Below are 9,061 nucleotides of genomic sequence, written 5' to 3'. Positions count from 1 at the left end.
TGGTGGGCCTCCCGTGAGTCGAACACGGCACCAACGGATTATGAGACACATCATCGACATCATCATGCCGAAGCGTTCTACCCCACAGCTGTCATTCTAGCGTTCTTCGCCATCAACACCGGCAAATTTGCAGCATGAGCAGCCAAATGCCCCGCCGAAAAATGCGCATACCGCCTCACCATCTGAGCCGACTGCCAACCGCCTAACTCCTGCAATACATGCAATGGCGTGCCTCGCTGCACATGCCAACTGGCCCAAGTATGTCGCAAATCATGCCAGCGAAAATCATCAATACCACAGCGCTTAAGCGCCTTATACCAAGCTGCCGTTGTAGCAGCAATTACCGGCTCACCATTGTACGTAAAAACGCGCACCGCATGACGGCCATGCTGCAATGTAAGCACGCGCATAGCATCGTCATTGAGAGGCACAACAATTGCCTTACGTGTCTTACTTTGATCAGGATGAATCCAGGCGACCCGCCGCACAAGATCGACCTGAGACCAACATAAGCCAATCACGTTTCCCTTGCGCAATCCCGTTGCAAGACTAAACGCCACCATATGCGACAAATGTTCTGGCAGCTCAACCAAGAGCGCGCACGCCTCATCTTGAGTCAAGTAACGCACCCTACGATCAGGCTCCTTAAGCAGTCGAACTTTAGGTATGGCATCAACCCACTCCCAATCGACGCAAGCCCTGATCAACACAGAGCGCAAAAGGGCTAATGTTCTATTTACCGTACCGTTTTTTACGCCGGTAGCACGTTTTTTCCTGGTGACGGCATCAACCACAGAACGATTTATATCGTTTATACCGTATTCACCCAGCAGCGGCTCTAACCATCGAAAAATGCACTTATCTGAATTTAAGGAAGCCTTGTCCGCTTTTTCAGAAAGCCAGCGCTCGACGGCGTCCAACCAAGTCTTTCCATGCAAAGTTTCAAGAACTAATCCAGCCATCTAAAAATCCTCAAATATTGCCACAGATAAACTATACAACAACGAAATTATTTGCGCTAAGTTAAAAAGTGTGCTTAAAAATACATCAATCTTTGTTAAACTTGACAAAGATCAATATGAATTCTGATACCCCATTCAGGATTTCAACTTGTTCTTAATTTCACAGAAGAGAAATCATGAACACGGAAAATGTGATCAAAAACGGCTCTATCGATGCAAATTCCATTGATAGTCTGACATATATAGGAGTGGCGAAAAACCTCGCTACAATCATAAAAAACTCCGTAACTGAAGTGCAGTTACTTGACATAGAAATACAATTATTAGTGTTGGTCATCCAATCAGAAAAATCTGAAACCACATCCCACACTGATGCACTACTAAACCAAATCATCATAGACATCCACAGACATAGACACCCGCGTGGAAGTGAATAACCATTAAAACGGACAGTCATCTAAGAACTTGGGCAGACCAGGGGCAGTCGCCAAATAAACGACCCCAAGGCCGTTATTGCACCAGGTCTGCAAACCTTCCATAGAATGCCCAGCAATGGCGGCAAACGCTGCCTGAGCAGCGCCAAGCATCGATGTACAGCCAAGCAGTCGCCAAGAGTGGACTTCGGGCACCACGATGCCCTTAGACCGGAAATAACGCTTTTGATCAAGCGCCCTGCATTGCATTTCCTTGCCGCAGTATTTAGCAATGTAGCTGGCGATCTTGTGCGCACCAGTGACGCCAAAACCGAAGCGATGCGGATCGCGGACGTTGACTTGCCCCATCTGTTCACCGTTCGGCCCACGACCCAGTACGCTTTGCCAGATCGAGCGCAAGAGCGCATACATTTGCCGACCGGCAACCGCCACATGGAAGTGCAGCGCGCCGCGCTCTTGCTCCTCGATGACAGCGACATAATGAAATTGTTTGTGCTTGCCGAGCTTGCGGCAAAATGCTTTCCAGTGCTTGAGTGCTGTCTCACGATCCACCATATTTTCTCGATACGTCAGCGTGACCATGCGATCAGCGCCAATCTGTTTGCAGCAGTGTTTGACGTTCTTTTTCGCACGGCGGCCAGCATCATCATCGTTTGCTTCGCGGTTCTCGGACTCGCCGCGCTTAGCCTTCGTTTTGAGAAGCCTAGCCGGGCCTACAAAGTGCCGTTCCTTCGTTACTGTGACTTCGCACTGTCCGTCAGGAAAAACGCGCTTACGGGCCGTATAGTTATCGTTCCATGTATTCTTGATCCCGTCATCGTCCCACCACTCCGGGCGATGTTGCGCAGATGGCTCTATAGGCGAGAAATCAATTGACGCTAAAGCGTTTTCATAATCTAATTCGGTCATTCGGTAGTCCTGTAACGGCAGGTTTATCGAAGGCCCCGGACATTTAGTAGATGCCTGGGGCTTTTTTTTGTCCATCAAAAACTGGTCTGAAATTCTGTACTGCACGTGCCCGTAACTGCGATTTCTACTGCTGTGTTCTTAAGTGTCCCTAATACAAGTTTAGCGGCGCTTCGCGCCGCCACCCGCGCTGCGCGCAGATAGCGGCCCGAAGCTTTCCGCTACCGTTTGCGCAACAATTGCTGACGCAGTAATTTCTCTATCACCTGATCCGGCGTAATGTCCTTGAAGCGGATATACGCCTTCAATCCTTCCAGCACCTGCGCATCTACATGCACCGTCAAAAATGCCTTGCCATCATCACGCAAGCGATCCCTGCGATCTTTTTGCCGCTGTGCGCTTGTCTTTGCCGCGCCAGTTGCCGGACGCCCCCTGCCTCGTTTAATCGGGCCGAGTAGATCAATCGCCTTGTCATCCTCAAGCTGTTTCATGGGCATACTTTCAAAACGGTTTTTCAGAATGGGCCGTACTGGCCGAGGTGCGACAACGAGGCACTAAACGAGGCGGCAGACTACCCGCTAAAACTTTGAAAACGTGTCGCTCCTCGCTCCGATGCGCACGGGCCTTCTGAATCCTTCACTTCAAAATCAACCGCCGACTTCAATATGCCCTCAAAGATTTTGCCCTTCGGGCCGCTTGTGCCACCACCCCGGAATTAGCGTGACAAGTCACCGTTTTTCTGATGTACGCGGAACTTGTGCGCTCAAGATCAGCACCAGATCGGTATGCAGCTTTGTACCTGATCGAGCGGCCCACGAAGACGGCAGGAAAGAGAAGCCAGAGGAGCTATCGACGGTTTGCGCATCGTTCAAACCGCCAATCAACAGCACCTCACCATCGTTGACAGTGACCGCTGTTTTCACCTGGCGCTTAATCAGCGTAGGCGAACCCGTCACGCCGCTGGCCGTTGGTTTGAAGCTGGAAATTTGCCCATCGATGGCGAGATTGATTTTGCCGTTACCAAGCACCTTAGGCAGCACGTCGACAATGACGCCGGAAGGACGGTAGACGATGTTTTGAACACTGTTACCGGAATTGTCTTTACCCGTGCTGGAAATCGTTGGCGTTTCATCGCCCACGGTAAGCACCATCTTTTGATAGTCGTCACCCACAATGCGGCTGTTCGACACTTGCTTGAAGCGCCCATCGGTATTGAGCGCATCGATGACCAACTGGAAATTGGTGTTGCGCAGACTGATAGCAGAAGCCGAATTGACACTGCCAAGCGATGCGCCAAACTTCGCGCCCAATACATTGGCCATGATAGAAATGCCGCGGCCCGAACTGGCGTTATCCGTGACCTCAACCCACGACGCGGACACATCAACCATACGCGGCAACTGATCGAGCGCACCGAGCAACACACGCATCTTCTTCACCTCCGAAGGACTACCGGCAAGCACAATTTGATGGCCAGCAGCAACCGCACTACCAGGGCCGAAGGCAGTAGCCACAACCTGCACCAAAAAATCAGCCGAACGACTCGCCGGCACGTACACCTCAAACTCAGTATCACGCCGCCGGCCAGCAGCAATGACCATCGAATCAACGGCGCTCTCTTCAACATCGAATCGCGCAGCACGCGGCCCGGGCCTATCGGTCGAAGGCGGAGCGGAACCGATAACCGGAACATCTGGAGAAGGTAAACGGATAGCAAGTGAGGCAGAACCAGGGGCCTGTACGGCACGCAGATAGTAGACGCCATCGCGCAGTTCAGACGATATGCCCTGATCGCGCAAAATGCCCTCGACAAACGTTGGCAACCGGTCAGCATCGAGGGAAGACACGGACACCGTAAGCTTGCGATCAAGGGCAAACGCATCCGGTGAAATTACGAAATCACGCGCAAGCATGTTCTTGTATGTGGCTTGTGCGAACGCGCCGAGCGACACAGAAGAAAGCTGTATCGAAACAGGCTGACCAGCAGCGAACGCGACACACGGCAGCCAGATAAACAGAATAAACAGTTTTTTCATGACACGCCCTTGACCCAGGTATCAGCATCGATCAATGCAAGCCAACCGCCGTCAATGAAGCGAAAGCGCGACGCGGTAACAGTGCGGCCATCCGACAAAGTGACAACATAGACACTTCCGCTCGAGATATAACCGATACCGGTAAGATTTTTCGATACAACTATTTCGGGCTGTTTTTGGGCAATAGTCGGCGCCAGAACTGGCTTGCCAAAATGATAGCCAAACACGCCCAGGGCGGCACCGAGGCACAGTGAAGCAAAGAGAAATTTAGTCATATGTTTGTGAGGTGGCTTAGGAGGAAGAGCGCGATAGCTCAACATAGGAAGAGCGGCAGGCGTCGCCTGCAATGGCCCGATGAAATCGGGAGGAACACCAGCAACGGCAGACAAATGCCAAGCCGAGAGCAAAGAATGCGTGCCGTGCGGATAGGTATCCGAAAAAACTTGCGTCGTGTTGTATGCCCTGTTGAGATCATCGCCACGGAAGTACCAGCGATCCGCCACCAAAGCGTCAGGAGAGGCACCCAATCGCACCACACCGATGTGCAAGCGCGGCATGCTACCGTTCGACGCCCCCGCAGTCATCAACGCAATAGCGGGGCTTAAAACAGGCACCCGCATACGATCTAAACGGTTCAACCTTACGACATACTCCAGCAAGGAATCGCGCAACTGTTTATCAACCTGGCTGATGTTTTGCATGATGAAAAATACATCCCATCCATACTTGCGCGCATGGATAGCCCATTCCAGCATTTCAGCCCGGCCCTTGTCTTGAAAGTTCCGAGTGTTCAACCACGAACCACACTCATCCAGGAGAAGTGCGCCATTGTGCGATTCGTCAAATCCTGGCAACAACTTAGGCGAAGGTGCAACAGCGGTGATCCCGGCACGGCCATGCTGCAAAATTGGCTCAAAATCGATAAACCGGTTACCGCTGCCAATCATGTACAAATCCACGGCAGACGGCTTATCCGGCACCCTTATCACGACGCTCCTATCCCGCGCTGGCATCAGGTGCTCTAGGAACACATCGCAGTTTGTGGCAACACGCTTGCCATCGCGCAAATAACGGCGAATTTGATCTATAGCAGCCTTGCCCTTGCCGCTTCCTAACTTGCCAGTAATCGCATAAACAGCCATATCATTTGCCTATTTGACGACCAGATTCAGACCTTTTTTCTGCATAACGTATAGCTGGCAACCAAGCCAAACAGTGACGTAGCAAGTAGCGGCAGTGAAAGTGGTGGAATTAAAAGCAATCCCAAGGCCGACAGCGAAACTAGGATGCGAAGATGCCATGCTGGAAATGCCCTGGGAACAAACGCCCTTAGCGCAGGTATACATAAGCCCGATCATAACGCTAGCAAGCGACAGCATCAGAATCATTGCAGACAGCCTAAAAGCTTTCTCCAATATCATAAATCTGGAAAATAAATTAATGAGAAAGACGCATAAATTGATAAGCAGAGTACCAAGCAAAGGCATATTAAGCTTTCATTGCAGATTGAACCTGTTGAACGGAGCCGATAAGCGCAAAGAAACAAATTACGCCACTTATAAACTTGGCGAATATATTTACATAATCACAAATATCAACTTTTACGGCTATCCCCGAAATAGGATTAGGCACATATGGATTACTACAAGCAGCCGTAGGAATTGACGGGAACCAATCACCTAAACCAAGCTTTTCCTTAGTTATATCTTTAACTCCTTCGATATTATCTTTATTGGAAGATTCCACAGCGCGATACCCTTTTTCGCCCATATCTTCATCGATCTTAGGTATTCCAGTTTCATCAATTCGACATGCAGGTTGACCAGGAGCGCCACATCCATTCCCCTTACCGTCACCAGGCGTGCCCGTACCAGGAGTACCGCCAGGAGTACCGCCAGGAGTACCACCAGGAGTACCGCCAGGAGTGCCGCCAGGAGTACCGCCAGGAGTGCCGCCAGGAGTACCACCAGGAGTGCCACCAGGATTCCCGCCAGGAGTGCCGGGATCAGTAGGATTAGTGGGGTCAGTCGGCTTAGTCGGGTCAGTTGGATCAGTTGGGGTAACCGGATCACCACCACCGGTATAGGGAGGAGCGACTGTATCAGGCAGTTTTTTAGAACTGCAACGCGCACCGTTTTGTGTCAATCTCATATTCCAGGAAAGCAAATAAATGCCGTTGGCATCAGTAGGCCCCTCAATAGCTTTTACTAAATCCTCCTTACTTTTAACCTTAGCAATACACTTATCGATGCAGTAAGAGGATTCCATCAGGGCATGATCCGGGACAATCGTTTGCACGACTTTATGATCGCCGTCAGGTAACCGCTTATAGTACGCAGATGGAATTTTATAAGTTCCCGCACTATCACCATCAAGACAATCACCAACCTTTTCAATATATCGTTGTTCTTTATATTTGTTATCCGTATAACCAAAACGCAAGATATCACAGATAAACTTGTCAGGCGCATACTCTTCTTTGTTAAGGATTTTATTTAACTCAGTGCCATTAGTGCCACTTTTCTGACATGCTTCCTCGACACTGGTATAGATCATCCCGTAATTATCCCGATAATAAAATCCACCGGCAAAGGCTGGCTGTATGCATAACAACGTCAGAAGGAATAAAATATTTTTCATTTCTATCCAATAAAAAAGGGCGACATAAGCCGCCCTGCACGCCCGAACGCCGACGAATTAACCAGCCTTCGAAAACGCTTTTTTCATCATCTTGATACCCCAGAAGCCACCAGCGACCAGAACGGCGACAGCGAAGGCCGCAGTGATGTAGCTACCGGCTTGGCCGGACAGGGCCGTGATAGCAGCGATACCCGGATCATCAACCGCCAAAGCAGCGCCCGAAACGGCAACAGCACCCACCAGAGCCAAACCACGAATGATATTTTTGTTCATTTGCACATCCCTAAAAAATAGCGGTCTACATAAGATTGACGACGACCGAGCGTCAAAATACTGCTAATCCAAAATTTCAATAGAGCGACGGATAATTCGCTGTATCGCACCAGCCGCATACCCAACACCAAAGGCACTCAACGCGTAGCCGACAGCAGCGGCAATAGACATTATTTGTGCTCCAAAAAACGGGAAATAATGTACTTCGCCAGGTACACAGCACAGACGAACAACCCGGCTAAAAACAGAACAGGCCACAAATTTTTCAGCAAAATCATCGTTGCGCCCCTGCAATCCAACCCAAGGCGAACAGCACGACCACCGCCGCCACGAAAAATATATCCAGGGCCTTATCCTGCGCAGCCAAAGCAGCCGAATACTCGGGGCCTGACTCAACCACATAGGCGCATTTAGACAACTCTGTGGGAGCGCTCGACACCGTGTACAGCACGGCACCAGACGGAGCATCTGGCCCCGTCATTTGTGTGGAATCGACGCAGGAAGGCATGGGAAATTACGAGGCGGTTTGTTGACCTGGGTTCGCCTTGACGGCGGGAGCTGCTGCAGCGGGTTTTGCTTGAGAAGCAGCGGAAATTGGAGTGATAGAAAAGACCTGTGCGCCGACACGCTTGTCTTGCGAGATCGATACTTCGAATTCGACCTCATACATGCCCGGTTGAGTGTCTTTGAAGCGCTCCGGCAACACCAGTTCACCGATTAACGGCTCGATGACGCCGGTATCGCGGTTTGGCTTGTGGACGATGCATTGCGCCATGCGCATATCGTAGTCATTGCCGGTTTTTTTCGAACGGCCAGCCACTTGGGTGACATGCAGAATTTGAATGGTATTTTTCATATTTTTCCCTCTTTAGTAGATTTGCCCGCTAGAGCAATGGAGCACGGTTGTGCTATGGTTTTAACAACTTCACCAACAAATTGAACTACTACAAACCTATGAGCCAACTTCAATTTTTCGTCGTCGCTGTGGCGATCATTTTTATCGTCACCAGCCTCGTAAATGAAAAACGCAAGAAGCCAGCGGAGCCATTAACACTGAAGCGGAAACAGCTACTTACAAACCGCGAACAACAAATGTTTTCCGTACTGTCAGCAGCCCTACCGGAATGCGTCGTACTTGCTCAGGTCTCGTTTTCAGCACTCGTCACCGCCGAAGGCTGGCAATCACGAAATCGCTTTAACCGGAAAATGGCCGACTTCGTTTTATGCAGCAAACAAATGAACGTCATTGCAGTGATCGAGCTAGACGACCGTAGCCACATTGGCCGGGAGCATCACGACCGAGAGCGAGACGCCATGCTCAAACAAGCCGGATACACCACCATTCGCTACCCGAGCATTCCAACAACAGAACAGATACGACGCGATATCGAAGACCAGCTAATGGCAATGCATAACGCTCGATATGGTTGACGGCAGACGCAACTGTGCTATCGTTAACTTCGTCCAATCGGACAAATTAAAATGTCCGTTCGGACTAACTAAGAGCGATATTAAAGTCCATTTGGACTAATTTCCAATGAGAAAATACTATGGAATATCAGGAATTGATAGCAAGAGCGTTGCAGGGTAGAAAAGTGCTACCTGTAGCGAAGGCGTGGGGCGTGCCTCAGAAGACACTGGATCGCTATGTGAATGGCGAGAGAGTGCCCGACTTCCATACGACCATAAAGATCATTGAAGAGTCGGGCGTCCCTGCAGACGAAGTAGTGCGGATCATAGCTGCCCATGAGCAGCTACGTAAAAATGGTGGGCCTCCCGTGAGTCGAACACGGCACCAACGGATTATGAG

The 9,061-nt window shown here is 50.3% G+C and carries 12 protein-coding genes; 3 read left to right on the top strand and 9 right to left on the bottom strand.

The window, feature by feature from the left end; all coding sequences use genetic code 11:
* Positions 1-77 precede the first annotated feature (77 nt).
* Positions 78-962, bottom strand: a complete 885-nt coding sequence (locus ACQ4WZ_RS26985; protein ID WP_436574913.1) for a tyrosine-type recombinase/integrase — start codon at positions 960-962, stop codon at positions 78-80.
* A 176-nt stretch (positions 963-1,138) separates the two neighbouring features.
* Here ACQ4WZ_RS26985 and ACQ4WZ_RS26980 point away from each other — a divergent pair, with 176 nt between their 5' ends.
* Complete coding sequence (locus ACQ4WZ_RS26980) at positions 1,139-1,399, top strand: hypothetical protein (RefSeq protein ID WP_436574912.1); 261 nt, start codon at positions 1,139-1,141, stop codon at positions 1,397-1,399.
* A 3-nt stretch (positions 1,400-1,402) separates the two neighbouring features.
* Here the strand turns inward: ACQ4WZ_RS26980 and ACQ4WZ_RS26975 are convergent, their stop codons facing one another.
* The 8 genes from ACQ4WZ_RS26975 to ACQ4WZ_RS26940 all read right to left on the bottom strand — a co-directional run bounded on the left by ACQ4WZ_RS26975 (position 1,403) and on the right by ACQ4WZ_RS26940 (position 8,107).
* A complete protein-coding gene (locus tag ACQ4WZ_RS26975; protein ID WP_436574911.1) occupies positions 1,403-2,305 on the bottom strand; it encodes a rolling circle replication-associated protein in 903 nt (300 codons plus the stop codon).
* 218 nt (positions 2,306-2,523) lie between these two features.
* On the bottom strand, positions 2,524-2,793 hold the full coding sequence (locus tag ACQ4WZ_RS26970; RefSeq protein WP_436574910.1) for a hypothetical protein: 270 nt from the start codon (positions 2,791-2,793) through the stop codon (positions 2,524-2,526).
* 237 nt (positions 2,794-3,030) lie between these two features.
* Positions 3,031-4,338, bottom strand: coding sequence for a type II secretion system protein GspD (locus tag ACQ4WZ_RS26965; protein ID WP_436574909.1), 1,308 nt, complete (start codon positions 4,336-4,338; stop codon positions 3,031-3,033).
* Positions 4,335-5,480: a zonular occludens toxin domain-containing protein gene (locus ACQ4WZ_RS26960; RefSeq protein ID WP_436574908.1), complete on the bottom strand. Its 1,146-nt coding sequence runs from the start codon at positions 5,478-5,480 to the stop codon at positions 4,335-4,337. Before ACQ4WZ_RS26960 ends, ACQ4WZ_RS26965 begins: the two co-directional genes overlap by 4 nt.
* Before the next feature lie 346 nt (positions 5,481-5,826).
* Positions 5,827-6,978 (bottom strand): hypothetical protein, encoded by a 1,152-nt coding sequence (locus ACQ4WZ_RS26955; protein ID WP_436574907.1) that lies wholly within the window; start codon positions 6,976-6,978, stop codon positions 5,827-5,829.
* A gap of 57 nt (positions 6,979-7,035) precedes the next feature.
* A complete protein-coding gene (locus ACQ4WZ_RS26950) occupies positions 7,036-7,251 on the bottom strand; it encodes a major coat protein (protein ID WP_133989415.1) in 216 nt (71 codons plus the stop codon).
* 63 nt (positions 7,252-7,314) lie between these two features.
* Complete coding sequence (locus ACQ4WZ_RS26945) at positions 7,315-7,545, bottom strand: hypothetical protein (protein WP_436574906.1); 231 nt, start codon at positions 7,543-7,545, stop codon at positions 7,315-7,317.
* 220 nt (positions 7,546-7,765) lie between these two features.
* Complete coding sequence (locus ACQ4WZ_RS26940; RefSeq protein ID WP_133989413.1) at positions 7,766-8,107, bottom strand: hypothetical protein; 342 nt, start codon at positions 8,105-8,107, stop codon at positions 7,766-7,768.
* Positions 8,108-8,205: 98 nt separating this feature from the next.
* Between ACQ4WZ_RS26940 and ACQ4WZ_RS26935 the strand changes: the two genes are divergently transcribed.
* Together ACQ4WZ_RS26935 and ACQ4WZ_RS26930 are read left to right on the top strand one after the other, a co-directional pair.
* Entirely contained in the window at positions 8,206-8,682 is a 477-nt protein-coding gene (locus ACQ4WZ_RS26935; protein WP_436574905.1) for a DUF2726 domain-containing protein, read from the top strand.
* Positions 8,683-8,801: 119 nt separating this feature from the next.
* Positions 8,802-9,061: helix-turn-helix domain-containing protein (locus ACQ4WZ_RS26930; protein ID WP_436574904.1), on the top strand; the 260-nt coding region annotated here is incomplete at its 3' end.

It is taken from the genome of Janthinobacterium darwini (genome assembly GCF_051380905.1).
Lineage (GTDB): Bacteria > Pseudomonadota > Gammaproteobacteria > Burkholderiales > Burkholderiaceae_D > Janthinobacterium.
This window is presented reverse-complemented; position numbering and strand designations above follow the sequence as displayed.

Excerpts from the sequence above, each read along its gene's own strand:
- ACQ4WZ_RS26950 (WP_133989415.1), bottom strand. The coding sequence starts at position 7,251 with ATGAACAAAAATATCATTCGTGGTTTGGCTCTGGTGGGTGCTGTTGCC.
- ACQ4WZ_RS26965 (WP_436574909.1), bottom strand. The coding sequence starts at position 4,338 with ATGAAAAAACTGTTTATTCTGTTTATCTGGCTGCCGTGTGTCGCGTTC.
- ACQ4WZ_RS26970 (WP_436574910.1), bottom strand. The coding sequence starts at position 2,793 with ATGAAACAGCTTGAGGATGACAAGGCGATTGATCTACTCGGCCCGATT.
- ACQ4WZ_RS26955 (WP_436574907.1), bottom strand. The coding sequence starts at position 6,978 with ATGAAAAATATTTTATTCCTTCTGACGTTGTTATGCATACAGCCAGCC.
- ACQ4WZ_RS26980 (WP_436574912.1), top strand. The coding sequence starts at position 1,139 with ATGAACACGGAAAATGTGATCAAAAACGGCTCTATCGATGCAAATTCC.
- ACQ4WZ_RS26960 (WP_436574908.1), bottom strand. The coding sequence starts at position 5,480 with ATGGCTGTTTATGCGATTACTGGCAAGTTAGGAAGCGGCAAGGGCAAG.
- ACQ4WZ_RS26985 (WP_436574913.1), bottom strand. The coding sequence starts at position 962 with ATGGCTGGATTAGTTCTTGAAACTTTGCATGGAAAGACTTGGTTGGAC.
- ACQ4WZ_RS26935 (WP_436574905.1), top strand. The coding sequence starts at position 8,206 with ATGAGCCAACTTCAATTTTTCGTCGTCGCTGTGGCGATCATTTTTATC.
- ACQ4WZ_RS26940 (WP_133989413.1), bottom strand. The coding sequence starts at position 8,107 with ATGAAAAATACCATTCAAATTCTGCATGTCACCCAAGTGGCTGGCCGT.
- ACQ4WZ_RS26975 (WP_436574911.1), bottom strand. The coding sequence starts at position 2,305 with ATGACCGAATTAGATTATGAAAACGCTTTAGCGTCAATTGATTTCTCG.